Raw genomic sequence first — 25566 nt, 5'->3', positions numbered from 1 at the left:
CCAAGTTCAAAGATTTAGTTTGGGTAAATACCTTGTAGGGGCACAGCTCGCTGCACCCCTACAAACACAAGAATAGCAAACAGAATTCGGCGAAAGATCTACCTTTGGGCAAAAAATATGGCCGCTAAAGGCATAGTCAACGACGTCTCTTTCTCCGCAATCATCGCGGGTTTCGTCACCGTGCTGGTGGGGTTCACCAGCTCAGCCGTAATTGTGTTCCAGGCCGCCCAGGCGTTGAATGCGACTCCAGAAGAAATCGCCTCCTGGATGTGGGCTTTGGGCCTAGGCATGGGCCTCACCTGCATTGGCCTTTCCCTGCGCTACCGCGCTCCTGTCGTCACCGCCTGGTCTACCCCCGGCGCTGCCCTGCTGATCACCTCCGCTGCAGGGGTGCCCATGGCCGAAGCCATTGGGGCCTTTCTAATCTCTGGGGTGCTGATTACCCTGGCCGGGTTCACCGGCTGGTTTGAGCGGCTGATGAACCGTATTCCCCTATCGCTAGCGGCAGGCATGCTAGCTGGGGTGCTGCTGCGCTTTGGGCTGGATGTGTTCACCGCTATGCAGACCCAGTTTGCGATGACTTTCGCCATGTTTTGTACCTACCTGGCAATGCGCCGCCTAAAGCCGCGCTATGCCGTGGTGGGCGCGCTAGCGGTGGGGATTGCGATCGCCGCCCTGCAAAACCTGATCGAGTTCGACACCGTCACCCTGCAACTAGCCCACCCCGTCTTGATCGCCCCCCAGTTTTCCCTGAGCGCCCTGATCGGCGTCGCCCTGCCGCTGTTTATGGTCACCATGGCCTCGCAGAACGTGCCGGGTGTTGCCGTCCTACAAGCCTCCGGCTATGCCTCCGTGCCGATTTCCCCCATCATTGGCTGGACGGGAGCCGCTAACGTAATCCTGGCACCCTTTGGCGGCTTTGCGCTAAATCTAGCCGCCATCACCGCTGCCATCTGCATGGGACGCGAAGCCCACGAAGACCCTGACAAGCGGTATGTAGCGGCGATCGCTGCTGGTTTCTTCTACCTCCTCATTGGCTTTTTTGGTGCCACCGTTGCCGCCGTCTTTGCCGCTTTCCCTGAAGAATTGGTGCTGGCGATCGCCGGGTTAGCCCTGCTTGGCACCATCGGCAACGGCCTCTTCACCGCACTACGCAACGAAAGCGATCGCGAACCCGCCCTAATCACCTTCCTCGTCACCGCCTCCGGCATCACCCTCCTCGGCATCGGCTCCGCCTTCTGGGGCCTCATCGCCGGCACCCTCGCTCTCCTCCTCACCACAACCAAACACCCTTAACTCCCAACCTCCCCCACCCATTCACCCATCTACCCATCCACTCCCCCACCCATCCACCTTCGCCGCCGCTCAAACTCCCTCAACCGTCCCTCAAACTCCCGCCAATGCTCATCCATATCGTCTAGCGAAACCTCAAACAGCTGAGCCGGCTGATCGGCCAGGGCGATCGCCACTAGCCCCTTTTGCACCACCAACCCAACGTTTGCATAGACCTGATGCGCCGCCTCTCGATAAGCCGCAATCTGCAAAAAGTAATCCCCTAGCCATTGGGGCTGCTTCGGTCGCAGGGCCGTTTTCCAATCGCACAGGTGCAGTTCACCCTTCACCACCACTAGCGCATCTGGAATGCCCACAAACCCAGCTAGGTGCCACACCGCCCCTTCCACCAGCAGCACCTCATCCACCTGATCCAGCACCGGCAAGATTGACTGCCAATAGCCCGCCAAATCGGCCGGAATTTCCACCGCTGCGCCGTTGAGGTAGGCCGCAATCTGTTTGTGCAGCCGCGTACCTGCCGAAGACGCCTTGCCCGAAATCTGCTGGGCTGCTTCAACCCCAACCCGTTGCCGCCAGCGTTGCAGAGCATCTCGCGATTCCTGAGGTTTAGTGGCCGACAGCACCGTGGTTACGCCGGGATAGCAGCGCCCCTCTATCTCGTAGAGCATTTTGCGATCGCGGCGCACCCGTTTAGCCACATAGCGAGGAAGTTGATGCACCATAGTCCATTTAGTAGTGACGCTGAAATTGTAGCCACCACCCATTTTCCCTAAGAACGCAATACCTTATTAAGTCTCACAGCGCTTTCTTTAAGACCAAAGAAAGGCTTAATTGGTCCTAAATGAGACGGTGTAATACTGGATTGGCAAGTAGACATGAGTTTGGTCTAGATTGGCGTCAAAGCCGCAAGCGCTTCAAAAAAATGGGTGTCTCCAAAGCTAGAGACACCCGCACACAGTTCATCGACGCGATCGCCTGTGTTAGGCCAGCAGCGATGGCCTCAACTCAAACGCATCCTTAAGCAAGGGCTTTATGCAAACTCTGACAATTAGATTTCGAGGCCTTTTTTGGTTTGCTTAAGCTGCTTATATAGCGAACTAATTTGCTCAAAAGCCTCGTCGGGCGAGAGCTTGCCGCCAGTCTGCAACCCTGAAATGTAGCCAACTCGGTTGGCAAACTCTTGCAGGTTGGCGTTGAACACAAGCTGTTGAGGTGAGAATGTGCCGTAGTAAGAGCTTTTGGGAGAAATGAATCGATCTAAATCGCGCCGATTGTTAGTGGAGCCAGAATAGGACATAGGGCATAAATAACCTTCTCTTAAACAAATTTGAACTTTCCTTTAATCTTAGACACGATAGCCCAGTCCCTCAGGTTTTTGCAACGAAGATTATTGCAAATCTATCCTAGGAATTAGACTCACTGTCTCGCCTAGGCTGTAGCCACCAGCGAGCTCTGAACCAAACCAAGTTTGTGCTGGCTGGCCCAGGTATGGAGATCGTTAAAGGCGCGATCGCGATACTGTCCATAGCGTTCCCGCTTGTTGCGCACCTTCACCGGCAGCGGCGGCAGAATGCCAAAGTTGGGCGGCATTGGCTGAAAGTGCTTCGGCTCCGCTGAGGTAATGAAATCGACCAGCGCCCCCAGCATCATCGTCACCGGCAAATCGAGCAGCTCTTGGCCTAAGGCCAGACGGGCCGCATTCGTCCCAGCCAGCCAGCCCCCAGCCACCGCCGCCGTGTAGCCCTCAGTGCCCACCAACTGCCCTGCCGCCAGCAGCGTGGGCCGCGCCTTAAACTGCAGCGTGTTGTGCAGCAGCTCCGGCGAATTCAAAAACGTGTTGCGGTGCATCACCCCCATGCGCACAAACTCGGCATTCTCTAAACCAGGAATCAGCCGAAACACCCGCGCCTGTTCGCCCCAGCGCAGGTTGGTTTGAAAGCCCACCATATTCCACAGCTGGCCGCTTTTGTCTTCCTGGCGCAGCTGCACCACGGCGTAGGGCTTCTTACTCTTATTCTCAGGGTCTTTGAAATCGCCCAGGCGCGCATCAAACAGCCCGACCGGCTTGAGCGGGCCGTAGCGCATGGTGTCTTCACCCCGGCGGGCCATTTCTTCGATAGGCAGGCAAGCCTCAAAAAATTTAGCCGTTTCGCGCTCAAAATCTTTGAGTTCGGCCTGTTCAGCGTTGCACAGCTCAGTCCAAAAGTGGAGGTACTGCTCGCGGTTCATCGGGCAGTTGAGGTAGGCCGCTTCGCCCCGGTCGTAGCGAGAGGCCATAAACGCTACCGACTGGTCAATACTGTCGCCCACCACAATCGGGCTAGCAGCGTCAAAAAAGCTCATGTAGCCCTGGCCAGTAAACCTCTCCAGCTCCACCGACAGCGCGTCACTCGTCAGAGGGCCCGTGGTTAACACCACAATGCCGTCATCAGGGATGCTCGTCACCTCGTCGCGCCGCAGCTCGATCAGCGGGTGACGCTCTAGGGTTTCGGTCAGGTCTTGACTAAAAATACCGCGATCGACCGCTAGGGCACCCCCCGCTGGCACCTGGTGCTGGTCGGCTTTGCCAATGACCACTGAGCCGAGCTGGCGCAGCTCCTCGTGGAGCAGACCCGAGGCGCGATCGCTCGCCATTGCCCCAAAGGAGTTGCTGCACACCAGCTCGGCCACATGCTCGCTGTGGTGCGCAGGGGATTTCTTCTGAGGGCGCATTTCGTGCAGCACCACGGGCACCCCGGCCTGGGCAATCTGCCACGCGGCCTCGGTACCGGCCAGCCCGCCGCCGATTACGTGAATGGGGTCTGGGGTTTGCACTACGTATCCCTTCAAACTCAGCTTTTCTAGGATAACGGGTTCTAGCCTTTTGAAGGTGTTGAAGTGCTTCTAAGATATAGGCGAAGGCAAGGACGAGGATGACTGCTTTGTATCAAATAGCAACAATACAAAGGTTCCTTTCATAGAGCCTGCCAAGCGCAAGTTTTGGGGTGCCGAATCTTGATTTGACTAAAAGATAGATAAAATTGCGGGATTTAGTTATAGGCAAGAAGCTCCACAACTTGCTATACACAGATATTCACTCAACAATTATAATTATCTTTAATTTTTTAACATTGCTCTAATTTTCTCTTTTATCTCTTCAATTTTAAATACTGGAAAACCCTTTATCCGAGAAATATGGAATATTCTCTGAACTGGCATTAGCCCTCTTGCTAAATAGTAATCTCCTTTTTGCTTCAATCTTTCATCTCTCAACATAAGCATTCTTTCCATTTGCTCAACGATTGATAAGGTATTTTCAGGGTTTTCTTCATCCATCCATGTGGGATAGCATAAACCATTCCACATATGGACAAAAAAGAGCCCGTCCTTTAATAGCCATCCATCATGGTCAAGCATTTTTATTCTGATATTTATCTTTTGTTCTGCATTGAAAAAATCTAGCCACCTGCAATCAACAGCTTGAACTTGGCAGTCATCTATAAGAATTCCATCTGGCCCAGAAATAGCATCTAGTATGGGCTTTATTATATTATCCACATCAGCTGATGAGTCGCTTTCATATCTGTCTTGCTCATGAATCCACCATTCAATATAAATTTGAACGTCATCGGTTAGCATGAACTCACACTTACTTGTGACTTTGCAAATTGCGGACGTTATAATATCCTTTTTCCTGCGGCTCGCTTGCAGCGAGACCGGGTTTTCATTAATAACTATTTCTAGCTCGCCAGGGGAAAGAAACGACCTATTCCTATCCCATTTTTCTTTTGACATAGCTAATTAATGTTCAATGGTGAACCCATACCAAATCACATACCCCCAATTCGATAAAGGCTAAACTGTAGGAGCAAATGGCATTTGCTCCGTTGAATCGGGAGTAGTCAAGCAGAATTTAGCATCAGACCATTTTCCAGGTCATCTGTTCCCCGGCCCGTAATGGCACCAGTCCATCATCGACAAAAGGCAACTCATCGGGAATGCGCCAGGTCGTTTTGCTTAGGGTAATGCGATCGCTATTCCTTGGAAGCTGATAAAAGTCTGGCCCATAAAAGCTGGCAAACGCCTCCAGTTTGTCTAGGGCATCAACACTCTCAAACGCCTCTGTATACAGCTCCATAGCGTGCAACGCCGAAAAACACCCCGCACAACCACAGGCACTTTCTTTGCCATTGCGGGGGTGGGGAGCGCTATCGGTGCCCAAAAAGAACTTAGGATTGCCCGAGGTAGCCGCCTGCAAAAGCGCTTGCCGGTGGGTTTCTCGCTTCAAAATAGGCAGGCAGTAGTAGTGGGGCCGCAGGCCCCCTTGAAACAAACTATTGCGGTTAAACAATAGATGTTGGGGGGTGATTGTGGCCGCGATATTGTCGGTTGCCAGCACAAACTCTACCACCTCTGAGGTGGTAATGTGCTCCAGCACCACGCGCAATTGAGGAAATCGCTGCTTTAAAGGAATCAAGTGTTTCTCAATAAACACTTTCTCGCGGTCAAACATATCAACCGCTGAGTCAGTGACCTCCCCATGGAGCAGTAGCGGCATGTTGACCTGCTGCATCGCCTCAAAGACGCGATCGCATTTGCCAATCTCGGTGACGCCAGCATCCGAGTTCGTTGTCGCCCCAGCAGGGTAGTACTTCACCGCTTTGACAAACTGAGCCGCCTTGGCCGCCATGATCTCTTCGGGGCGAGTGTTGTCGGTGAGGTAGAGGGTCATCAGCGGCTCAAATTGCTGACCCGCCGGCACCGCCGCCAGAATGCGATCGCGGTAAGCCGCCGCCTCGTCCACCGTGCGCACCGGGGGCTTTAAGTTGGGCATCACGATCGCCCGAGCAAACTGCCGCACCGTGTGGGGCAGCACCGCCTTCAGCGCCTCGCCGTCGCGCAGATGCAGGTGCCAGTCGTCGGGTCGAGTCAGGGTCAATGTTTCCATCGTCTCATCCTAGAACAGACCTAGCTCAACCGCACCACAGCCTCATTGTCCAGTAGCGTATTGCCCGTGAGAATGTCTTCGACTGTGATCCGCAGCAGCCGATCGCGATCGACTCGAAACAGCACCCGCACCCGATCGCTGCCCGGAAACCCCAGCGGGTTGAGCTGAGCAATGGTGCGCGCCCCCTCGCGATCGTTCAGCGGCTGCACTGAGGGGGCATCACCGCTAAGCTGGCGCGTCACCAGACGACCATTCTCAAAATACACCTCCGTCTGGGTGCTGGCCGATCCCAGCTCACCCAAAATTAGCTCAATGCTGGGCTGCTTTTCCACCGAGGCACCCAGCGTAATCTCGACCGGGGCAGACATAGGGTAGGGCTGGCCTTGGTTGAGAATGGGGTGCCAGCTGTGGCGATTGTTGCGTCGGTCCCAATAGCGAATGCCGTAGCTGTGGTAGAGAAAGTCTTCGACCGCTAGGCCCTGGGCAATTTGCAGGGCTCCTTGAGCCACGGCCTCAAAGGGGCGATCGCACCTCACCCGCTCAGCCCCAAACCGCTCTGTCACCCACCGCTGCACCGCCGGAATCTGCGCCGTACCTCCCACCAGCAGCACCGCGTCGATCGCATCTAGATCGATGCCCTGGCGCTGACCCTGCTGCAGCACCTGGGTCAGCCCCTTCTCCAATCGCTCAAAAAACTGGTTCTGGGTAAGGATTTCCTCGAACTGGTCGCGAGTTAGGGCTAAGTCGTAGGTGTCAAAGGTCTCATCGTCAAAGTAGGCTTCTGCCGCCTCGGTTTGCTCCGACAGTGCGATCTTGAGCCGCTCCGCCAACCGCTGCACCACTGCCCCTCCGGCAATGCCCTGAGTCTGAAAATGCTCCACTAGCCACTGGTCAATGTCGGCCCCGCCCAGGTTTTCGCCTGCCTTAGCCAGCACTCGCGCCACCTCGGGCTTTTGGGCGCTGGTCTGCTCCGCCCCCTGGCCCCGCCACTTGAGCAAAAAACCCACCGGCTGCTTTTGAGCCGGGGCCACCAGCCGCACCAGCGACCAATCCAGCGTGCCGCCGCCAAAATCGAGCACCAGCAGGGTTTGCTCCCCCGTCAGCCCGTAGCCCAACGCTGCGGCGGTGGGCTCGTCGAGCAGCCGCACTTCTTTAAAGTCCAGCGCGGTGGCCACATCTCCCAGCCACAGGCGGTAAGCCTCAAAGCTATCTACCGGCACCGTCAGCACCAAGCTGTCGTCCTCTCCGGCTACGGCGCGCACCTGGGTCAAGAGCGATTGCAAAAACCACTCCCCCAGCTGCTCAAAGGAGAGCGATTCTCCATCAATCTCTGGCAAAAACCCTTGCAGCGGTGTGCCAATACCGCGCTTAACGTTAGCGAAAAAACGAGGATCGGTGGGGATGTCGAGGCCGCGATCGCGCACCGCCTGCCCCACCACGACCCCATCAGCCTGGGGCTTCTCCACATAAACTAGACTAGGCACCAGCGGTGGCACCGTCGCCAAGCTCAAGCTCAACCCCGGCAACGCCACCGTTTCCGGGCTTTCAGAAACTGGGTTCCAGCGGGCAATGACGGTATTGCTGGTGCCAAAATCAACCGCTATAGCCATAGTTTCAGAAAGAAAACGGTGCTACCCATCCTACCGGGAGAATGGCGGCAGTCATACTTACTTGCAGGCTCACCCAGCAAACGTTCTACTGGAAGGGCCTACCCCTCGGGTTAGGACTGCCTACCCCAAACCAAAAGCCAGTTTCTCAAGTATGTCTGATTCTGATTCCTCCTTATCAAAAAATTCGGCCCTGGCACCCTGGCGCAGCGCCCTAGCCCGTGCCCTGCACCGCAACCGCAGCCGCCCCTACAGTCGCTATTTTCAGTTGGCCACGATTACCCTTACTGGCCGACCCGCCAACCGCACCGTTGTGTTTCGCGGGTGGCTGCCCGACAGCAACACCCTCACCCTAGTCACCGACCAGCGCAGTGCCAAGGTTGCCGACATCGCTGCTCACCCTTGGGCTGAAGCCTGCTGGTACTTCACCGATACCCGCGAGCAGTTTCGCTTGGCAGGCTCTATCCAAGTAGTAACCGCTGACGATGCCGATGCCGACTCCAACCTCTCAACAGCTCGGCAAAATTCTTGGGAAGCTCTCTCCGATAACGCTCGCCAGCAGTTCTACTGGCCCCACCCAGCCCAGCACCGCATCGCCGAGGCCGACTTTTCGCCCAGGGAAATTCAGGCAACGCCTCCCGCTGAGTTTTGTCTGGTGCTGCTAGAGCCTGACCATGTTGACCACCTAGAGCTGCGTGGCGAACCCCAAAACCGTACCCTTTACGACCAGCAACCCGACGGCACCTGGCAAGTCAAAACGGTGAATCCTTAACCTCTCATCGGACCTAATCGGCACTTGAAAACAATGCAGGAGATTTGCTCCGCTGGAGAAGCGTTAGACTGTTATACAAAGTATAATTTTGGGCTGATAGGATGGACATTCAGCTAAAGAAGTGGGGCAATAGTCTCGGTTTGCGTATTCCCCATCGTCTGGCGGAAAGCTTTGGGTGGAACGAAAACTCTACATTGGAGATTTTAGAAGTAGATGGTGCGCTGATAATTCGCAAAAAGGCGACAGCGCTGACCCTGGATGAATTATTAGCCAGTATTCCTGATGATTTTCGATACCCCAGTGATGTTCACGACTTCGCCGACGGTTTTCCCCAAGGGCAAGAGCTGCTGTAGCTAAGGAGAACGTTGATGCAGCTGCGCCGAGGTGAAGTAATTCGCGTAAATTTGAACCCCACCCAGGGCCGAGAACAAATGAGAGACGCTCGCCCATGTTTGGTTTTAAGCCAGACAGTTTTTAATGCTTTTAGGGGTGGCATCGTCATTGTCTCACCGATTACTAGCACCGTGAAACCGGAGATTAAGACCTTAATTTCGATACCACCAGGGTTTAAGGTCAGCGGCTCTATAATCGCGGAACAAGTGCGCACGTTAGATCTGAGTCAGCGCTGGTGGCGAAGTACCGAAGACTGTCTGCCGTCTCTAGTGGTTGACCAAGTAGTGGCAACCCTGAACCTAATCATTGGTGGGTAATCCAATCTCTCCAACTCCAGGAAATATTGAAGGGGCTGGGGAGCTGTTCCGTTTGTGGTTGCAATCGCCTAGCTAGTCTGGCGGCTCAACCGTCGATCGAGCCACATTAACACCGCCAAGGCAGGCAGCACCGTCGCCATAAGCCCCAACCAAAAGCCGTGGGCGGCCGCATCCCCTTGGTCGAGGGCCCAACCGCCCACAGGTGGACCGATCAGATAGCCTACGGCCCAGCACATTGAATTCACCGACAGGTAGACGCCACGTAGTGACTCCGGGGCCAAGGCCACCACCAGCGCCGAGGCAATGGGCGTGTAGGCCACCATCGCCAGGGCCATCGTGGCCAGACTCAACCCAGCCCAGACTAGAGGCTGAGCCCCCACCCCGGCCTGCCACACTAGGCCAAACCCCAAACCCCACAGCAGCGCCGACGCCACTAACCCCTGAGCCGGACGATAGTGGTTAAGCCAGCGAGCCGTGGGCAACTGAGCGATCGCCGCCAGCACCACATGGCCTGTAAACAGCAGGCTCAGCGTTCCCTCGCTGACCCCCTGCTCGCCCCCCGCAAACCGATTAAGATACAGGGGCAGCGTGCTTTGAATCTGCGCTAGATAGCCCGTAAACAGCACGTTGACCAGAGCGTAGACCATCAGGGTGGTGTCTCTGAGGGCCTGACTCCAGCCCTGGAGGAGCGATCGCGCCCCATTCCCCACCGGGCGCGTCTCGGCAATGGCGGCGTAGATAATGCCAAAAAATAGCAGAAACGTAACGCCGTCAATGGCAAATAGCGCTCGGTAGGCTTCGGTGAGTGAAATTAGCGCCCCTCCAGCGATTACCCCCACCCCTAGGCCTAGGTTGTCGGCTAGGCGCACCAGGGCGTAGGCCTCGTTACGCTGCTCTGGGGGGGTGATGTCTGCCGCCACCGACTCCGCCGCCGGCCAGTAGAGGCCAACGCCAAACCCCATCAGCAGATTGCCCGCCAAAAATATCCAAAAATCGTTGGCCAGCACCAGCACCCCATCTGCTGCCGCCGACACTAGGGCTGAGGCCAGCAGCGTCGGTCGCCGCCCCCATCGGGGTGAGTCGGCCAGCGATCCGCCCAAAAAACGTCCAGCCATGCCCGCCGCTGAGCCCAGGCCAATGCCCAGGCCCACCTGAGTGGCCGTCAGCCCCACCTGTTCAGTAAAAAAAATTGGCGCGTAGAATAGCGTAAAGCCAATGCCCACCTGCGACAGCAGCCGCCCGCCCGCCAAGATCCATACTCGGGGGTCGAGGTTAGGCAGCCATCCCTTGAGCCAGCGCTGTAGGAATGCCATCATTGCGGCTGCGCCTGCCGGGGTCGCCGCAAGGCATCTACCAGGGCTACCGTGCCGCCCACCATCCCCCAAACCATCCACAGGCCCAGGTCATAGCCCTTGCGCTGGGCCACCTGGGCGGCGACCAGCCCAATCACGCAGTGCAAGAACATCGGCAAGTAGGCCAGCGGTAACGAATCAGCCATTTTGGTGAAACCCGGCGAAAAAATTAGCAGAAGGGGCGAAAGATGGGGCGATCGCATTACTTACCTTACACGCAGGGCTAGACCTATGCTGTGGAGGGTACGGCTTGCCGCCGCCAATTAGAAACCGCCGAGAGAAATATCACCGTGGCCACTGGACTTTTTGTGGGGCTGATCACCCTCGACTGCATTTACCGCGTCGATCACGTGCCCAGCAGCGATGAGAAAATTGTCGCTGAGGAGAGTTTGCTGGTAGCGGGCGGGCCAGCTACCAACGCCGCGATCGCCTTTGCCGCCCTGGGCAATCGAGCCAGGCTAGCCGGTGCCCTGGGCCAGCATCCCCTGGCTGATCTCATTCGAGCCGACTTGGCAATCTACGGCATTGAGATGGTAGATCTCACCCCTCAGCTGAGATCGCCGCCGCCGCTCTCGACGATTCTTGTTACCGCTACCACGGGCAATCGCGCTGTGGTCTCCCGCAATGCCGTTGGGCGACAGGCCGCACCTGCTGCCACCCCAGGCCTACTCACCGATGTCGATGTCGTGCTGATCGACGGCCATCAGATGGCTGCCAGTCAAGCCGTCGCGATCGCCGCCCAGTCCTCAGCTATCCCTATCGTCATCGACGCTGGCAGTTGGAAACCCGGCTTCGACAGTGTCCTACCCCTCGCCACCAGCGTCATCGCCGCCGCAAAATTTCAGCTACCCGGCAGGGCCGACACCCTAGCAGCCCTCAGCGCCCTAGGCATTGCCGAAGTCGCCACCACCCACGGCCCCAGCCCGATTCAATTTCGCGATCGCGACACCGTCGGCACCTTACCCGTTCCCCAAGTCCCCGTTCAAGACACTCTAGGAGCCGGAGACATTTTCCACGGAGCCTTTTGCCACTACCGCCTACAAGCTCCTTTCATAGAAGCCCTCACCCACGCCGCCCAAATCGCTACCCAGAGCTGCCGACACTTCGGCCCCCGCGCCTGGATCGAGAATGCACCCCACCAGCTATAGTGCTCTCTTGTAATCCCCCACCCATCCACTCGCCCACCCTCTTACCCCCCCACCCCCATGCCCTACGACCAGGAAAAACAAACCGCGATCGCCGCCGTCATCCAGGCCGCCCAGCTCTGCGAAGCCGTGCGCCAGGGCCTTGTACCTGCCGCCATTGAAAAGAATGACAAGAGCCCCGTCACCATTGCCGACTACGGAGCTCAAGCCTTGATTTGTAAAGCCCTGGCCGAAGCCTTCCCCAACGACCCAGTTGTAGGCGAAGAAGACACTACCGACCTGCGGCAGCCCGAAACCGCCCACGTTCTCACCGCCGTCACCGAACAGGTGCAGCAGGCCATCCCCAGCGCCACCGACAGCGATGTGCTGAGCTGGATTGACCACGGCAACGGCACCGTCGCCCCCCGCTACTGGACCCTCGACCCCATCGACGGCACCAAGGGCTTTTTGCGCGGCGACCAGTATGCGATCGCCCTGGCTCTGGTCGTTGATGGCGACATCAAAGTAGGGGTGCTCGGCTGCCCCTTCCTCAGCTTTGACGGTGGTGAAACCGGGCTACTCTTCGCCGCCGTGCGTGGTGAAGGCACCGTGATGATGCCCATAGCGGGCGGTAATCCCCAGCCGCTGAAGGTTACCGCTGCCGACGATGTTGACCGCCTGCGCCTGGTCGAAAGTGTCGAGTCGGGCCATGGCGATCTCAGTCAGCAGGCCCAGGTGGCTCAAGCTGTGGGCATCACCGCCCCCTCGATTCGCATGGATAGTCAGGCTAAGTACGCCGCCGTAGCAGCAGGGCAGGCTGCCCTCTACCTGCGCTTGCCGTCTCCCAAAACCCCCGACTACCGGGAAAAAATCTGGGACCACGCCGCTGGGGTGTTGGTGGTCGAAGAAGCCGGAGGCCGCGTCACCGACATGCACGGCAAGCCCCTAGACTTTGCTAGTGCTGCCCGATTCCCTAACAACCCCGGCGTCGTCGCTAGCAATGGCGCGATCCATGACGCGGTGATCCAAGCCCTCAACTGAGTTGCAGGGATCGGGTGCCTTTGGGGTGCTGTCATAATCCCGGCTTTACCCCAGGTACCCGACCTTTAGAAAGAAACCCCGTATAGCTCGCGCACCGACTCTTGCAGCAGCACTACCAGCGTCGCCACACCCAGCACCGTACCCAGAGGGGTAAACAGCAGCGCCCCGCAGGCCACCACAAAGCTAAACCAGTAGTGCTTGTGTCGTCGCAAACAGCCGCCTGAGATAATCAGCGCGATCGCCAGCACCAGCCCGTAGAGAAACAGCGCCAACCCGAGTGCTAGAAAAGTTAGCCCCGCTGCGAAGGGTGGCAGCTCACTATCGCCGCTAACCATACTCTCGGGAGCCAGCAGCACCACCCCCCCAAGCGCCACGAACACCAGCGGCAGTATCGCAAAGGCCAGCACCAACCCCGCTACCACGTAGTGCAGCATCGCCAGCACCTTGAGCCGCTCGATATCTTGACTGGGGGGCAGTATCGTCATGCCACAGAAATCCTATTCGCTATCCTTAAAGTATCCCCTTGTAACCCTCCTCACCCTCACCTCCCTCATATCCACCCCATGCCCGCTAACGACCCCTTGCCTACTTCCCCAAACCCAGACATTACCTGGGAAGAGGTTGAAGCTGAACTAGGGGAACTCGTCGCTACCGTGCAGGGTGCTCCCCTAGCGCTCCCTGCCGCTGACCCCGCCACTTGGGAAGCCGTGGAGCAAGAGCTGGGCGATCTGGTGCTCGACTTTCAAGACCTGCAAGACGACCTCAACTACCGCCGCGCCCAGGAGGCTCTAGGCGGCCTAGTGCAGCGCCTCAACCTCACCCCCCGCGAGCAGGCCGGTGTCGAAGAAGCTCTGCAAAACCTGCGCGGTCTAAAGGACAAGCTCGAGAATACGGTGGTGCATATTGCCGCTTTTGGTCTGGTGGGGCGCGGCAAATCGTCGCTGCTCAATGCTCTGATGGGCCAGGATGTCTTTGCCACTGGCGTCACTCATGGCGTCACCCAAGTGGTCGAAGGCAGCGCCTGGGCCGTCAACCGAGAAGCTCTCACTCCTGACTTGCCCGATCTGCTGCGGGTTTCGCTCAAAAGCGTTGGCCAGTCGCGCATCGAGCTGATCGACACTCCCGGCCTCGACGAGGTGGATGGCGAAGACCGCGCCGACTTGGCCCGTCGCATCGCCGAGCAGGTCGATCTGATTTTGTTTGTGATTGCGGGCGACATTACCCGCGTCGAGTATGAGGCGCTGAAAGCTCTGCGCCAGGCCAGTAAGCCCATGCTGCTGGTGTTCAACAAAATCGACCAATTCCCGGAGGCCGATCGCCAGACCCTCTACGAAACCCTGCGCGATCGCCGCCTCCAAGACCTGATCTCCCCCGATGAAATTGTTATGGCGGCGGCTTCCCCCTTAGCGGTGCAGGCTGTTGCCCAACCTAATGGCGAAACGACCTACAAAACCGTGCGCGCCCAGCCCCAGGTCGATGATCTCAAGCTCAAAATTCTCGACATTCTGCACCGCGAAGGCAAGGCCCTGGTGGCCCTTAACACCCTGATGTATGCCGAAGGCATCAGCGCCGAAATTCTGGAGCGCAAGCGGCAGATCTGCGATCGCATCGCCGACGACACCATCTGGAACGCCACCATGATCAAAGCCGTCGCTGTCGCCCTCAATCCGATCACCGTGGCGGATCTGATTGGCGGCACTGTCGTTGATATCATGTTGATTCTCAATTTGTCGCGGCTCTACGGTCTGCCCATGACCCGCCCCGCTGCCCTCAAGCTGCTCCAGCAGATTGCCCTAGGTCTAGGCGGCATTACGATTAGCGAGCTGGTGATCACCCTAGGGCTCAGCTCACTCAAGGGCATGCTGGGGGTGTCGGCGATCGCAACAGGCGGCCTGGCGATCGCCCCCTACATTCCCGTGGCCCTAGCCCAGGGCGGTGTCGCTGGTTTGGCCACCTATGGCATTGGCCAGATCACCAAAACCTACCTCACCAACGGTGCCACCTGGGGACCCAACGGCCCCAAAGCTGTGATTGGCGAAATTCTCGATGGCCTCGACGAGACCTCGATCTTGAACCGCATCAAAGCCGAACTCAGAGCCAAGATTGCCCCTTAGACAATCCCTCTTCATTCTTAACTCTTCGTTTTTTCGCATCTTTCTTGCCCATAAGGACATAGATCGAGCACAACGCAGCGATCGCAACTCGGATTTTTGTAAAAGCAACACCGCTGGCCGTGCAGCATCATGACTTCGTGGTGGTCGTAGACCTGCTGGGCATCCCACTCATCAGGCAAAAACCCTTCTAGAGCAACATGAGATGGCCCCACTGCCATCTTTGAAGAAATTAGGCCCAATCGCTGGGCGACCCGGTGGTGGTGGCTATCCACCGGCAGTGCTCGACCCCGCAACTCACTAAAGCAAAGCACCGCCGCGCTGGTCTTTGGCCCGACTCCGGGCAGTGCTTCTAGCCAAGCCCGAGCTTCCGCCACCGACATATCTTTCAAAAAGTCGAGCGACCACTCACCATTGGTTAACTCACCAACCAACCGCAGTACTTGCTGAATGCGGGGCGCTTTTTGCTCGGGCCAGGTGCAGGGTGCGATCGCCTGTTCTACCAGCTCCGTTGGCGCATCCCGCACCGCTTCCCAGGTGGGAAACTGGGCCACTAGCTGCTTAAACGCGCGGCCCGAGTCCCGATTTTTAGTGCGGTGAGACAGCAGAGATGAAACCAGCTCACTCAGCGGATCGAGCGCATGAAAATAGGGAATTGGGCAATCATATTCGGCACATAGACGCTGATGAATAATGACTGCCTGGCGCTGCAAGTCTAGATCAATGGGTTGAACTGCCAAAATCTGCTGCCTAGCTATTGCGATGTATCGGTGTCATCTCCGGCTGTATCAGTGTCATTCCCAGATGTAGATGTATCGGTGTTATCCCCAGTAAAATCTGATCGTTGAGGAGTTTGGACCTCAGGAATTTCAGGCCTCTCGATCTCCCTAACCGGAATGTCTAAGCGGTTCTCTGGCTCTGTATTGCGGTTTTGTGGCTCTCGATTGCGGTTTTCTAGCTCTGTGTTGCGATTTCCTCGCTCTGTAGCATTGTCAGGTGTGTCTGACGTGTCAGAGTTTGGTGTCCGAGGCGATGCGGTCCCAGCCGGTGAGGCTTCCGAATCGTCTGTATTGGGGTTAGCCCGGTTGGTGTCTTCGTTATTAGGGTTAGCCCGGTTGGTATTTCCATTTGAGCCGGGCGCCACAGTAGGATTTGTCCTCGCTGGACTCACAGCAGGACTTGTCCCGCCAGTAGAGTTCGTCCCCGCTGGGCTTGTTCCTGCTGGGTTTGTTCCGGTAGAGTCTGTCCCTGCGGGGTTTATCCCAGCCGGGTTTGCTCCAGTGGAGTTTGTCCCCGCCGGATTTGTAGTAGTGGTATTTATAACCTCAGAAGACGATGAGGTGCCCTGGGGATCAGCTGAAGCGTCGCTGGCCCCAGGCGTTGGGGAAGTCTCGGGGGCGTCGTTCTCCTGGCACATGTCATCTAGATTGACGACTTCGCCCTCAGAGTTAATCAGATAGCAAAATCCTTGAGCGTGACTAACGCCAGGCCACATCAGCGCACCGGCTACTAGCCCTAAACCACCTGCGTAGCTCAAAAGATTAAGTCTCATAGCCTTCAACAGAATGGGCGTACACACCTACTCTATCAAGCCGATAAAAGAGGCCGTATCGACCATGAGGTAGAGAATCTACTCAGGTTAGTCAGGTGAACCTAACAGTTCCTTGACAAGGCGCAAATAGAAGAATATTGCTCGGCCAGACTAAAGTTACCTCTTGATAAATTGCGGCCTTCGGACACTATTGGCCTTGGCTGCATCCGGAATGAGCGCCAATCAGTTTGTAGAAGAACGAGTCTCCTAATTACCGATAGTTGTGAATAGGCGCGTCCCTGGACAAATTGCTATTTGTTGCCATCGGAGTTGGCTTTTGGTGGCTTTTAGAGCAACTGACCCAGCTATTGACCTTTTTGTTAGTACTAGTGCCCACCACCTCTGGAACGCATTGTGTTCCTCTACCTGACCAAGTTTCTACAGCGTGGCTTTTGGGTAACCTAGGCTTGGGTTTAGGGGTGCCGCTGCGGATTGCAAAACGCTTCCAGAGTTGCGCTGACCTCTAAAGTCGGGCTTTGTCCATCGCCCCTAACCATAGGGCTTTAGCCGCCATAGTCTACTTGTTAACTGAAGTATTTATCTAACTCTCTATGCGATTTTTGATTCAAGTCGTCGGTTTGGCCCTGATGCTGCTGGGCATCTATTTCTTGGGCAAAAATATCTTTTTTACCACTAACGTTAGCCCCTACTGGTGGCGTGGTATCGCCGCCGACCTGTCAATTTTTCTTTTGTTTGGCGGCATTTTTTTGTTGGTCTTTATGCCCCTCGGCTTTATGAAGCAATTCGGCTGGGTATTAGTAGCAGGCGGCATCCTCTGCGTTTTTGTCAGCAGTCGAGCTGTGCTAAGCCCCACTAGTCTTTGGCACTTCTTTGTCTCAATGCTGGGTATGACTTTTGGGTACAAGCTCCTGGCTACTGGACGAATGCCGTTTTGAGGCGCAGCAGTAGTTTGACCTACGGTGGCCCAGAGAGTATTCGGGTGTTACGAAGCCAGTCCATGGGCTAGGAGGCGATCGCTCCCTAGACAGCAAGTTTTCAATAGCCTGTGCAGGGGTATACCCCTTAAATCTTGCAACTCTTTGGATCTACTACACGAGTCGCTAAAATATGCGTAAAGCTATGGTCGCCGCCGCCGAGTTGTAGCCGTTATTCACTAAGATATCCGCCAGCAGCGTACAAGAAGTAATATCGATATTTCATGACTATTGTTCGCACAGTTTCAGAAGCTACCGTAGATTCTTCTTTTACGGTTTACCACTTGTTCTGCCGGTTAATGCTGCAAGCCAGCCTAATCGCAATTCCTGTTTATATAGGCCTTTTTATATTAGCTACTCCCTACGATATGGATGCTGGGGTGGAGCGGGGATTGCTTATCCTGACTCCAGTCCTTGAATTCTTTGCCGCCTCTATCCTATATGCTTTGGGCTTTTTAACCACGCTCTCTAGCGCCGATCGCGAAGGGTTTGACGGTTCTGCTAGATTCAAAAGCCGGGCTATGCGCCGAAAAATGCAGCTCACCTGGCTAGGCTCTGCTTCGCTGTCACTAGGAATTTTATCGGGCGCACTGCTGTTGGTCAAAGCTCACCTTTAGTTCTAAAGCTCGAAAGTTTGCAAAACTATCTTTACTCCCTATTTTTGCAGTTCATCTAAAAGTCCTGCCCTCCCACAAGAACCTCAGCGGCTTTTCACGTTGCCCTTTCCCACTTTTAGGCAGTTTCTGGTAACCTTCCAGGCGTGCCCTTCCTTGAATGGGAGCTTAAGCCTTGCCGCTAACTCACCACGGACGCTATAGCTATTCGGCCATCACGCAGCGGGCCGACTACCGTTGGCCGGGCGGACGACGGTTAGCCTTTTATATAGCGCTCAACCTAGAGCATTTTGCCTTTGGTGAAGGATTGGGAGCCGAGCTGGCCCCTGGTGGCCCTCAGCCTGATGTTTTGAACTACGCCTGGCGTGACTATGGCAACCGGGTGGGGGTCTGGCGACTGCTGGAGCTGTTTAATCAGCTAGAGTTGCCGGTGGCGCTGCTAGTTAACTCGGCGATCTACGACTATTGCCCAGAAGTGGTGGCGGCCTTTCGCGATCGCAACGATGAAATTGTCGCCCATGGTCGCACCAACTCCGAACGCCAGAGCATTTTGAGCGAAGCGGATGAAGCTGCTCTGATTGCTGAAACAACGCACATTTTGGCCAACCATGAAGGGCAGCCGCCCCAGGGCTGGCTTGGCCCCTGGATTGCTCAAAGTATCGTTACCCCCGACTTGCTCCAAGAGGCGGGCTACACATACATGCTTGATTGGTGTCAGGACGATCAGCCCATCTGGTTTAAGACCCGGCACAGCCGCATTCTCTCAGTGCCCTATCCCCAAGAAGTTAATGACATACCGGCGATCGCAGTGCGCCGGATGAGCGCTAACGACTTCGCCGAGATGATCATCGACAACTTTGATGAGATGTTAGAGCAGTCTCATCAGCAGCCGCTGGTGTACGGCATTGCCCTGCACCCTTACCTGGTTGGGCAGCCGTTTCGACTGCGGCACCTGCGCCGCGCCCTGCAACACATTGCCAATGTAGCGCGCAACCAACCCAACCGGGTGTGGCTCACTCATCCCGGTGCGATCGCAGCCCACATTCTCAACGAGTTGGCCGACACCATCCCCTAGCGTCCATCCCCAAAGCATCGTTTGATGAAGGGTAAATCAGCATTCGTTACAAACCAGCGAAACGCCCAGATTCCCCAACTATGATTGAGCAAATCCTGCCTGGAAGCTATGAAAAATTCTAAAACGCTTCATCTGTCTATTTTGCTGGCGATCGCCGCTGTTCTCGCCGCCAGCAGCGCCCAGGCTGCCACTTCTGCTGGTCAACTCCAAGCGCCAATCAGCGCTGGGGCTGACGCCATGCTCAAGTGTGACAATGAAATTAGCCAAAACTACGCCCAGACAGAGCTAGAAACCTTTTTTAGCAGTGGCTACACCTATTGGGATGCCGCTCAGCTGGCCAGCTATTGGGGCCAAGATGTTGACGAGGCAAAGGCCCGCATTGGCCGTAAAATTCTTTGGGGGCCTGCCGATGTAGCCCTACTTGAGCAGTTTTTGCTCGACGCCCGCCTAGAGTCGCTTCAGTCGGTAGACGACCTGCGCTTCTACAGCGAAACCAGCTACACCTACGATGACGCCGCCGCCCTAGCCGAATTTTGGGGCGACGCCACCCCCTACGACGCCAAGCTCCGCATTGAGCGCAACTTGATTATGGGCAATGCCGACGAGGTTGAATATGCTTTGGAATTGGCTAACTCCCAGCCCTAAGCCATGACCCTGGTGGGCAGAGTTGGCCTAGAAATTGAGCTGATGGCTCCGCGCGGGTCTAGCCGCCAAGCCCTTGCCGAAGCGATCGCCGCCGCTTACGGGGGCAGCGTTAGCCGCATATTTTATCCCCAGTCGGAGCATAGCCAGATCGTCGGCACCCCGGTGCTAGAGAATCTCACCCTGGGGTTTGAGGTGCGCGATGCCCAGCATCAGGCGATCGCCTGGTGCGTTGATGATCTGACTCTGCAAGCCGACTGTGATCGCACCTACCCCCCTCAGCCCGGCTGGTACCGCATCGTTGGCGACGACATCCGGTTTATGCAGATCATTAGTCGCTTGAGCGATGCCAACCTGCCCCTCGCCGAGGTGTTGCAACCGGTCGCCAAGACCCTGGGCCTAGAGGTGCAGCAGGGGCCAAAGGGCATGGTCAAACTAGCTGACGACTTAGGGCCACCCATTGCCATTGCCACATCGCTACCCGGTGAGCGAGAACGGCCCTGTGAATTAATTACCCCACCCCTAACCTACGCTCAGCTCCCCCAGTTGGAGACCTACCTTCAAATTGCTCGTCAGCTCAATTTCTATGCTCCAGCGGAAGGGGCAACCCACCTGCATTTTGACGCCGCTCCTCTCTGTTCTGCCCCGGCAATTCGCAACCTGGTCAACTTGCTATGGGCCCATGGCTTCACCCTAAAGTGGCTTGTGGCCAGCAACCCCCGGTGTCAACGGTTGGGGCTTTGGCCCTCCGAGCTGCTGACCCTAGTGCAAGCACCAGACTGGAGGAACTTGCCCTGGGACCAGGCTAGAGAACGGCTAAAAACCGTGCCCCTCACTAAATACTGTGACTTTAACCTCAAAAATATTGTCTATGCCCCCCGCCGCAAACACACCTTTGAAGTGCGCATTTTGCCGGTCTATCTAACCCTGCCGCCGCTTCTAGAAACGATTGATCTCATGGCTGATTTAATAAACCGAGCCATCGACCCAACTCCCGTGCCACCAAACGACCCCTGGCCAGTAGGGACAGACGGCGTCAACGCGCTACGTCAAGCTCTGCCATCATCACAGTTTTTGCGCCAGCTGTAGCTATGAAAGATTGGCCCAGAACAACCCAGCAGAAGGATATTTAGCTAATAGTAAAAAAGCGAAAATGGAAAAAACCGCCAGGCTCGAATCCTGGTATCTTGAGTAGTCCCAACCCAAACCTTACCTCTGCTATTGCTATTGCAGACGTCCCTCGAGCTAAGACAGATTTGGCGTAGGGACATTACACTGCAATGCCCCTACCGAAAGAATTTGCCTGTCAAAGCGTCTCAACTAAACCAACTACTGCAATGTATTGCTCTGTCGCTCTAATTTCTGCGGTTAACAAAAAAGGGTGCTGTTTAGCACCCCTCCATCAGCAGTTAAACTATCACCGTCACCATGGTCAAGTCGGCTATAACGTTCTGCGTTACCTTAAATGTCAGATGGCGCCTTACTTTCTGCCAGTGGCAGCAACCTATGCCCTAAACGTAGTGGCGATCGCTGCATTGACGCCAACCAAGTGACCTGAAACCTTAAATACGAGGACCGGCAGAAGGATGGTCAACCACACGATCTTCGGTGGTGTAAACCGGCGTTGAGCGCTTGCGCTTTGCCAAACCACTCAAACCAAGCAGTCCTAAAAGGCCCAACCATCCCCAGCTTGAGTCATCATCCTCACCAGCTGTCGCTGTCGTGTCAGAAGCCGCTGGGTCAGTATAAGTTTCACTGGGTGCTGTTGCGTCAGGAGAAACCGTGCCAGGAGCTGTTTGGTCGAAGTTGCTTGGGGCGGCTGGAGTCACAGGGTCAGGGGATGTCTCACCAGGCACGGTTGACCCTGGAGTTGCACCTTCAGAGTCTGCCGAGTCTGCCGAGCCTGGAGCCGTTTGCGCCACGGTCTCAGTCGTTGTATGGGCAGAAGCGGGCAGCATAGACGACGAAACCGCTAGACCAAGTGCCAGCGCACTACCACCAACCCATCTCGACACAACGTTGTTTTTCATAAACCAAATTCCTAAAAACGAATGGCACCTGATTTACTCCTGACGCCAAAACTTTGGCAGCGCCACGGTTGTTGAAGCCAGAGCAAATCCTTGTGCCCACACCCTAAGCGGTTTTTATCTAACTGTTATTCACCTCTGGTTAGAGGTTTATACTCGCCAGCCCTCTACTAAGGGACGAAAAGACTGAAAGGTTCTTTGCACAGCAGCTTTTGAGGCTCAAAGAGAATGGGAAATAACATTTTTGACTTTACCTAATCCTCGTAGACAGCAATGAACTGACTAGATTGTGGTCAATGAGTCAAGGTTGTGGAGCTTTTCACAGGTTTCTCAAAAACTGAGATCCCCTCTTGACGCCTTTTTTGCCGGTGTCGGCTAAAACCACAAGTGGACTAACATCCTTCTGATAACAACTCTCAAAAGCAACTAAGTCTATCTATTTACAGAGCATAGCCAGCACCGAGATCGTCATCATACGAGGTAAGAACAAAGCCAAGGCTAGACCAGACAAAGCAATCAGGGCTCTGGCTTGACTTAAGACCTACAGTTAAGGAGTTATTCCTATGACAGCACAGCTAACGCGAAACCGAGAGATAGTTGCGGTATTTAAGAACCGCCAAGAAGCCGATCAGGCTAAACAGGCGGTTCAGGCATCTGGCATCAACGGGCAGAAAATACTGATTGATGACAGTATTCCCGCTGACCTCCAGTTAGCCGCCCAAGGCATCACCATGGGGCCAGAGGCAGGCCTTTTGATGGGATTTACTCTAGGCGGCATTCTGGGGCTGATTGCCACGATCATTGTCGTCTTTCAGTTAACAGGTCATTACCCCGATTCTGCTGCCAGCCGAATTGCGGTGTTTGCTAGTGCGATCGCAGGCGGTGTGTTTGGTACCGGTGCCGGCCGCACGTTAAAGGCTCGCCAACCAGCTCGCCAGCAAATGAAGGGCAATCCCAACCTGCCTCGGGAATATAAGCTGATTGTTGAAGGCACCCAGGACGAAGTGCGCCAGGCTCAGCAGGCCCTTGGCCAACCTCCCGTAACGGCTTAAGCCAGAGTTCGTAGCATCCTCCAAGCATTCCCTCGGTACGGATGCTTTAGGGAACAGAGCTAAACAACTGGAATGGTAAGGTGACTTTGGTAAAGCTACCGCTTGCTCCGCAAAAAAGCCTTCTATTCTGCAACAACTAAACCTTAAAGTCTCCTAAGCTGGCTAAACCTGGCTTGGGAGACTTTTTGTTGAATCCACGGGTTAAATTTTTCAGTATAAATATTCAAGAACTATGTATATTAGGTTTCAAAATTCTTGCATCAAATCACGCAATCAGCTTACTGGAATTTGCTCGATTCCGGTAGATACAACTATCCTTGCCTCAGTTTTTTACCGCGGCGGTAACTCGTGTTTTAGGCGTATCAGCCATCGCCACGCACAATTTCTTTACTTCTCTTTACCCATAAGCCTTGATAATCCCTCAATATAAAAAGCAGGTGTGCTTACAGGGAGCTGAATGCTATGGCTACGTTTACTATCGCTGGCTTTACCTTTGACGAGAATGACTTAGTTACCGATGGCTCAATCGTCGATGGGGCATCCAGAACGCTCTTCTTTGGGTCTGGACTGCAATTTCCAGAGCTTTCAGATAATACAGTTGGCTCACTTGTCGGCAGTAGCAATGGGCAATCAATTGCCTTGGGCAATCTTTTCAACCGCTCAACCATTGAGCTAACTTGGGATGCTGGCTCTGGCCCTGTTAACCAAGCGGGGGACGACTTGGTCGTCTATGAGAACGGTTTTGCTAGAGTGCCTGAAGATTACGCCGTAGCCGTACGCAGTACCGCAACCGGACAATTCACCCCGTTTCGCTACGAGTTCTTTGACAGCTACGATGAAACTGCCATCAACGGCCCCGCAGACGGCACGGGGCTGTTTGCTACGGCCTTTGATCTGAGCGACTTTGGCCTAGCGACCGGAGAAGCTATTGACGCCATCCGCATTGTGAGTCTACTGAACAACGACACAGTGGATAGCGCCGATGGTCAGGGCGTAGTCACTCTAAATGAGACCAGCCATTTGCCCTTCCTTGGCAACCTGTTCGGTCGCCCCCTGTCGATCGGTAAGTCTGATCCAGACATTACCCTAGTGGCCGGGTTGACCACGGGCGCGGCGCTAAAACCCCTACAGCTGTTTGATGTTGACAATAACCTGGTGGGTGGTTTCAGCAGTATCCAGGCAGCAGTTGACGCCGCCGCCGATGGCTATACTCTGCTGGCAGCGGCAGGCACCTACAGCGAAGACGTCACCCTCGACAAATCACTAACCTTGATTGGGGCCAATTTTGGCCTGGCTGGCAACGACGCAGCTCGCGGTGCCGAATCGATTCTTGAGGGCTCGTTTACCCTAGCTGACGACAATATTTCTATTCTGGGTTTTGAGTTCACCAACAACTCAGCTGCCATTCGCGGGGGCAGTGACGGCAGCGTTAATTTCGACAACATTACTATTGCCTTCAACGACTTTGTTGGGCTAACCGATAACAACCAAACCTTTATTACCAACGGCTTTGGCACTGGCGGAGCGCCATCTGGCGGTTCTAACTGGTCAATTACAGACAATTACTTCGACGGCATCACCGGCAACGATGCCTCGATCATGCGGATTGACAATGTTGATGGTTTGCTGATTGCCGACAATGTCGGAATTCATGACAATGCCGGTGTTGTGGGCCGGCGAGGCATTCAGATTGATAATTCTCAAAATGTCAAAGTTCTAAGCAACGTCGTCGATTTGGGGGTAGCAGACTTTTCTAATGAAATAGCAGCCTTCACCGCAGCCCGCTACAACCTCCAGCTTTCTCTAGATGTTGACGGTTCTGCCAATTCCACCGCTAATGTCACCATTGCCGACAATACATTTTCTGGGGCCTACGACGGCATCGTTACCCTAGACGATCGCGATCTATCGGCGGTCGATATTGTTGACAATAGCTTCTCAAACGCGTTTTATGGCATTCGTTTGGCGGCCGCAGAGGGCACAACTGCCCAGGGCACTCAGTCTGATATTGAGATCAGCAGCAACAGTTTTGATGCGATCGTAGCCTCAGCGGTAGCCTTTGACCATCGCGAGCCGACTGAAGCCTTCGCCGATATTGTCGTTGAGAACAACACCTTTAGCGGCGAGTTTGCTGGCGTTACCCACATCAGCGGCGACACGCGAAACTTGGCCGGAACGAACATCTTTGAGGGGTCTGACGGCAATGACAATCTGTTGGGAGGCACTGGTGACGATGCCCTGTTCGGCTTTGGCGGCAATGATTTTCTCGATGGCGATGCAGGCAACAACACAGCCTTCGGCGGGGATGGCATAGACACCTTTGGTCTGTTTGATGGCTCTGGTATCACCACCGTGCTGGACTTTGACCCGTCGGTTGACAAATTCACCAACGCCGCCTTTTTTGACGTCATCTTTGCTCAGGGTACAGGTGTAGAGGCGCGCACTACGCTTGTCTTAGATGCAACCTCGTTTGATGCTATGGCAAAGCTGTTGTTAACCGACGCGGTCGATATCACCGCCGCAAATTTTGTTTAATTTCGATATAAGAGGGTGTCTGAAGAGCGATTTGCTACAGCTTCAGTGGCTGCTCAACCCTCTACCTAAAAAGGGTTAGGAAGTTTTGGTGTTGCTGAGTACAGGCGTGAATTAAAACTGGGATGCCTCTCATAGGAGCAAACGGCCGTTTGTCCTTA

Annotated in this window: 25 protein-coding genes; 14 read left to right on the top strand and 11 right to left on the bottom strand. The window is 55.2% G+C overall.

Going from position 1 to position 25566, the window contains the following annotated elements; translation table 11 throughout:
- The first annotated feature begins 117 nt into the window (after positions 1-117).
- Positions 118-1296 carry a benzoate/H(+) symporter BenE family transporter gene (locus NC979_RS11540; RefSeq protein WP_190520764.1) on the top strand — a complete coding sequence of 393 codons (1179 nt, stop codon included), beginning with the start codon at positions 118-120 and terminating at the stop codon, positions 1294-1296.
- 29 nt (positions 1297-1325) lie between these two features.
- On the opposite strand, the gene NC979_RS11535 is transcribed toward NC979_RS11540, so the two are convergent.
- The 6 genes from NC979_RS11535 to NC979_RS11510 form a co-directional block, all read right to left on the bottom strand.
- A complete protein-coding gene (locus NC979_RS11535; protein ID WP_199308904.1) occupies positions 1326-2015 on the bottom strand; it encodes a PD-(D/E)XK nuclease family protein in 690 nt (229 codons plus the stop codon).
- Between the two features lie 326 nt (positions 2016-2341).
- A complete protein-coding gene (locus NC979_RS11530) occupies positions 2342-2590 on the bottom strand; it encodes a DUF7219 family protein (RefSeq protein WP_190520762.1) in 249 nt (82 codons plus the stop codon).
- 131 nt (positions 2591-2721) lie between these two features.
- On the bottom strand, positions 2722-4107 hold the full coding sequence (gene trmFO / locus NC979_RS11525; RefSeq protein ID WP_190520760.1) for an FADH(2)-oxidizing methylenetetrahydrofolate--tRNA-(uracil(54)-C(5))-methyltransferase TrmFO: 1386 nt from the start codon (positions 4105-4107) through the stop codon (positions 2722-2724).
- Positions 4108-4389: 282 nt separating this feature from the next.
- Complete coding sequence (locus NC979_RS11520; protein WP_488656485.1) at positions 4390-4911, bottom strand: RusA family crossover junction endodeoxyribonuclease; 522 nt, start codon at positions 4909-4911, stop codon at positions 4390-4392.
- 280 nt (positions 4912-5191) lie between these two features.
- Positions 5192-6220 (bottom strand): dihydroorotase, encoded by a 1029-nt coding sequence (pyrC, locus tag NC979_RS11515; RefSeq protein ID WP_190520756.1) that lies wholly within the window; start codon positions 6218-6220, stop codon positions 5192-5194.
- 20 nt (positions 6221-6240) lie between these two features.
- Complete coding sequence (locus tag NC979_RS11510) at positions 6241-7830, bottom strand: Hsp70 family protein (protein ID WP_190520753.1); 1590 nt, start codon at positions 7828-7830, stop codon at positions 6241-6243.
- 151 nt (positions 7831-7981) lie between these two features.
- Here NC979_RS11510 and NC979_RS11505 point away from each other — a divergent pair, with 151 nt between their 5' ends.
- From NC979_RS11505 to NC979_RS11495, 3 genes are all read left to right on the top strand, one after another.
- Positions 7982-8599 (top strand): Npun_F5749 family FMN-dependent PPOX-type flavoprotein, encoded by a 618-nt coding sequence (locus tag NC979_RS11505; RefSeq protein WP_190520752.1) that lies wholly within the window; start codon positions 7982-7984, stop codon positions 8597-8599.
- Positions 8600-8700: 101 nt separating this feature from the next.
- Entirely contained in the window at positions 8701-8952 is a 252-nt protein-coding gene (locus NC979_RS11500; RefSeq protein ID WP_190520750.1) for an AbrB/MazE/SpoVT family DNA-binding domain-containing protein, read from the top strand.
- A 15-nt stretch (positions 8953-8967) separates the two neighbouring features.
- On the top strand, positions 8968-9309 hold the full coding sequence (locus NC979_RS11495; RefSeq protein ID WP_190520748.1) for a type II toxin-antitoxin system PemK/MazF family toxin: 342 nt from the start codon (positions 8968-8970) through the stop codon (positions 9307-9309).
- A 68-nt stretch (positions 9310-9377) separates the two neighbouring features.
- Here NC979_RS11495 and NC979_RS11490 read toward each other — a convergent pair whose 3' ends face one another.
- Together NC979_RS11490 and NC979_RS11485 are read right to left on the bottom strand one after the other, a co-directional pair.
- Entirely contained in the window at positions 9378-10625 is a 1248-nt protein-coding gene (locus NC979_RS11490; RefSeq protein ID WP_431191055.1) for an MDR family MFS transporter, read from the bottom strand.
- The gene (locus NC979_RS11485; RefSeq protein WP_190520740.1) at positions 10622-10807 is read right to left on the bottom strand and encodes a hypothetical protein; all 186 of its coding nucleotides are present in this window, start codon (positions 10805-10807) and stop codon (positions 10622-10624) included. Before NC979_RS11485 ends, NC979_RS11490 begins: the two co-directional genes overlap by 4 nt.
- 90 nt (positions 10808-10897) lie before the next feature.
- Here NC979_RS11485 and NC979_RS11480 point away from each other — a divergent pair, with 90 nt between their 5' ends.
- Positions 10898-11809, top strand: coding sequence for a PfkB family carbohydrate kinase (locus NC979_RS11480; RefSeq protein WP_348253598.1), 912 nt, complete (start codon positions 10898-10900; stop codon positions 11807-11809).
- A gap of 57 nt (positions 11810-11866) precedes the next feature.
- Positions 11867-12826, top strand: coding sequence for a 3'(2'),5'-bisphosphate nucleotidase (locus NC979_RS11475; RefSeq protein WP_190520736.1), 960 nt, complete (start codon positions 11867-11869; stop codon positions 12824-12826).
- 65 nt (positions 12827-12891) lie between these two features.
- Here NC979_RS11475 and NC979_RS11470 read toward each other — a convergent pair whose 3' ends face one another.
- Positions 12892-13311: a hypothetical protein gene (locus NC979_RS11470; RefSeq protein WP_190520734.1), complete on the bottom strand. Its 420-nt coding sequence runs from the start codon at positions 13309-13311 to the stop codon at positions 12892-12894.
- Positions 13312-13389: 78 nt separating this feature from the next.
- On the opposite strand from NC979_RS11470, the gene NC979_RS11465 reads away from it, so the two are divergent.
- Complete coding sequence (locus NC979_RS11465; protein WP_190520732.1) at positions 13390-14940, top strand: GTP-binding protein; 1551 nt, start codon at positions 13390-13392, stop codon at positions 14938-14940.
- Between the two features lie 17 nt (positions 14941-14957).
- On the opposite strand, the gene NC979_RS11460 is transcribed toward NC979_RS11465, so the two are convergent.
- Positions 14958-15677 (bottom strand): endonuclease III domain-containing protein, encoded by a 720-nt coding sequence (locus tag NC979_RS11460; RefSeq protein ID WP_190520730.1) that lies wholly within the window; start codon positions 15675-15677, stop codon positions 14958-14960.
- A gap of 1402 nt (positions 15678-17079) precedes the next feature.
- Between NC979_RS11460 and NC979_RS11455 the strand changes: the two genes are divergently transcribed.
- The 5 genes from NC979_RS11455 to NC979_RS11435 all read left to right on the top strand — a co-directional run bounded on the left by NC979_RS11455 (position 17080) and on the right by NC979_RS11435 (position 20883).
- Positions 17080-17424, top strand: a complete 345-nt coding sequence (locus tag NC979_RS11455; protein WP_190520728.1) for a hypothetical protein — start codon at positions 17080-17082, stop codon at positions 17422-17424.
- A gap of 263 nt (positions 17425-17687) precedes the next feature.
- Positions 17688-18080, top strand: coding sequence for a hypothetical protein (locus NC979_RS11450; RefSeq protein ID WP_190520726.1), 393 nt, complete (start codon positions 17688-17690; stop codon positions 18078-18080).
- A gap of 172 nt (positions 18081-18252) precedes the next feature.
- Positions 18253-19152, top strand: a complete 900-nt coding sequence (locus NC979_RS11445; RefSeq protein ID WP_190520724.1) for a polysaccharide deacetylase family protein — start codon at positions 18253-18255, stop codon at positions 19150-19152.
- A 108-nt stretch (positions 19153-19260) separates the two neighbouring features.
- The gene (locus tag NC979_RS11440; RefSeq protein ID WP_190520722.1) at positions 19261-19797 is read left to right on the top strand and encodes a hypothetical protein; all 537 of its coding nucleotides are present in this window, start codon (positions 19261-19263) and stop codon (positions 19795-19797) included.
- Positions 19798-19800: 3 nt separating this feature from the next.
- Complete coding sequence (locus NC979_RS11435; RefSeq protein ID WP_190520720.1) at positions 19801-20883, top strand: amidoligase family protein; 1083 nt, start codon at positions 19801-19803, stop codon at positions 20881-20883.
- 473 nt (positions 20884-21356) lie between these two features.
- Here the strand turns inward: NC979_RS11435 and NC979_RS11430 are convergent, their stop codons facing one another.
- Positions 21357-21824, bottom strand: a complete 468-nt coding sequence (locus NC979_RS11430; RefSeq protein ID WP_199308902.1) for a WGxxGxxG family protein — start codon at positions 21822-21824, stop codon at positions 21357-21359.
- Between the two features lie 560 nt (positions 21825-22384).
- Between NC979_RS11430 and NC979_RS11425 the strand changes: the two genes are divergently transcribed.
- Both NC979_RS11425 and NC979_RS11420 read left to right on the top strand, forming a co-directional pair.
- Complete coding sequence (locus NC979_RS11425; protein ID WP_190520718.1) at positions 22385-22873, top strand: hypothetical protein; 489 nt, start codon at positions 22385-22387, stop codon at positions 22871-22873.
- 462 nt (positions 22874-23335) lie between these two features.
- Positions 23336-25408 (top strand): hypothetical protein, encoded by a 2073-nt coding sequence (locus NC979_RS11420; protein ID WP_190520716.1) that lies wholly within the window; start codon positions 23336-23338, stop codon positions 25406-25408.
- The last annotated feature ends 158 nt before the right edge of the window (positions 25409-25566 follow it).

Origin of the sequence: Leptolyngbya subtilissima AS-A7 (assembly GCF_039962255.1) — a bacterium.
Taxonomy (GTDB): Bacteria; Cyanobacteriota; Cyanobacteriia; order Phormidesmidales; family Phormidesmidaceae; genus Nodosilinea.
This window is presented reverse-complemented; position numbering and strand designations above follow the sequence as displayed.

Bases quoted from the DNA above. Each gene is read 5' to 3' on its own strand.
- NC979_RS11425 (WP_190520718.1), top strand. From the start codon at position 22,385: ATGACAGCACAGCTAACGCGAAACCGAGAGATAGTTGCGGTATTTAAG.
- NC979_RS11530 (WP_190520762.1), bottom strand. From the start codon at position 2,590: ATGTCCTATTCTGGCTCCACTAACAATCGGCGCGATTTAGATCGATTC.
- NC979_RS11465 (WP_190520732.1), top strand. From the start codon at position 13,390: ATGCCCGCTAACGACCCCTTGCCTACTTCCCCAAACCCAGACATTACC.
- NC979_RS11500 (WP_190520750.1), top strand. From the start codon at position 8,701: ATGGACATTCAGCTAAAGAAGTGGGGCAATAGTCTCGGTTTGCGTATT.
- NC979_RS11475 (WP_190520736.1), top strand. From the start codon at position 11,867: ATGCCCTACGACCAGGAAAAACAAACCGCGATCGCCGCCGTCATCCAG.
- NC979_RS11420 (WP_190520716.1), top strand. From the start codon at position 23,336: ATGGCTACGTTTACTATCGCTGGCTTTACCTTTGACGAGAATGACTTA.
- NC979_RS11505 (WP_190520752.1), top strand. From the start codon at position 7,982: ATGTCTGATTCTGATTCCTCCTTATCAAAAAATTCGGCCCTGGCACCC.
- NC979_RS11520 (WP_488656485.1), bottom strand. From the start codon at position 4,911: ATGCTAACCGATGACGTTCAAATTTATATTGAATGGTGGATTCATGAG.
- NC979_RS11485 (WP_190520740.1), bottom strand. From the start codon at position 10,807: ATGGCTGATTCGTTACCGCTGGCCTACTTGCCGATGTTCTTGCACTGC.
- pyrC (WP_190520756.1), bottom strand. From the start codon at position 6,220: ATGGAAACATTGACCCTGACTCGACCCGACGACTGGCACCTGCATCTG.
- NC979_RS11490 (WP_431191055.1), bottom strand. From the start codon at position 10,625: ATGATGGCATTCCTACAGCGCTGGCTCAAGGGATGGCTGCCTAACCTC.
- NC979_RS11450 (WP_190520726.1), top strand. From the start codon at position 17,688: ATGACTATTGTTCGCACAGTTTCAGAAGCTACCGTAGATTCTTCTTTT.
- NC979_RS11535 (WP_199308904.1), bottom strand. From the start codon at position 2,015: ATGGTGCATCAACTTCCTCGCTATGTGGCTAAACGGGTGCGCCGCGAT.
- NC979_RS11430 (WP_199308902.1), bottom strand. From the start codon at position 21,824: ATGAAAAACAACGTTGTGTCGAGATGGGTTGGTGGTAGTGCGCTGGCA.
- NC979_RS11540 (WP_190520764.1), top strand. From the start codon at position 118: ATGGCCGCTAAAGGCATAGTCAACGACGTCTCTTTCTCCGCAATCATC.
- NC979_RS11510 (WP_190520753.1), bottom strand. From the start codon at position 7,830: ATGGCTATAGCGGTTGATTTTGGCACCAGCAATACCGTCATTGCCCGC.
- NC979_RS11435 (WP_190520720.1), top strand. From the start codon at position 19,801: ATGACCCTGGTGGGCAGAGTTGGCCTAGAAATTGAGCTGATGGCTCCG.
- NC979_RS11455 (WP_190520728.1), top strand. From the start codon at position 17,080: ATGCGATTTTTGATTCAAGTCGTCGGTTTGGCCCTGATGCTGCTGGGC.
- NC979_RS11470 (WP_190520734.1), bottom strand. From the start codon at position 13,311: ATGACGATACTGCCCCCCAGTCAAGATATCGAGCGGCTCAAGGTGCTG.
- NC979_RS11495 (WP_190520748.1), top strand. From the start codon at position 8,968: ATGCAGCTGCGCCGAGGTGAAGTAATTCGCGTAAATTTGAACCCCACC.
- NC979_RS11440 (WP_190520722.1), top strand. From the start codon at position 19,261: ATGAAAAATTCTAAAACGCTTCATCTGTCTATTTTGCTGGCGATCGCC.